This is a genomic window from Exiguobacterium sp. SH0S7 (assembly GCF_004337195.1).
Taxonomy (GTDB): Bacteria; Bacillota; Bacilli; order Exiguobacteriales; family Exiguobacteriaceae; genus Exiguobacterium; species Exiguobacterium aurantiacum_A.
Genome location: NZ_SJVA01000051.1, coordinates 1 through 384 on the forward strand (window position 1 = coordinate 1; position 384 = coordinate 384).

Here is a 384-nt window from a genome sequence, read left to right on the forward strand (position 1 = left end):
TCATTGGACTGTGCCTTAATGCACTGCTGCCGGAGCCGTCATTGCTGGCAATCTATTTACTTGGTTTATGGGATGGTTTTTTCGCATCGCTTGGCGTTACGGCGCTATTGGCGGCGACACCAGCACTGGTAGGGCGTGAAAACTTAATGCAGGCCGGGGCGATCACCATGTTGACCGTGCGTCTGGGGTCGGTGATTTCGCCCATGATTGGCGGTTTATTGCTGGCGACCGGTGGCGTAGCCTGGAACTACGGGCTGGCGGCGGCGGGCACGTTTATTACCTTGCTACCGTTGTTAAGCCTTCCGGCGTTGCCACCGCCACCGCAGCCGCGTGAGCATCCGTTGAAATCATTACTGGCAGGATTTCGTTTTCTGCTTGCCAGCC

The 384-nt window shown here is 56.8% G+C and carries 1 protein-coding gene; it reads left to right on the plus strand.

The features are described 5' to 3' along the window. Positions 1-384, plus strand: a 384-nt coding sequence (locus tag EVJ22_RS15365) for an MFS transporter (protein WP_131444292.1), incomplete at both ends; no start/stop codon positions are given.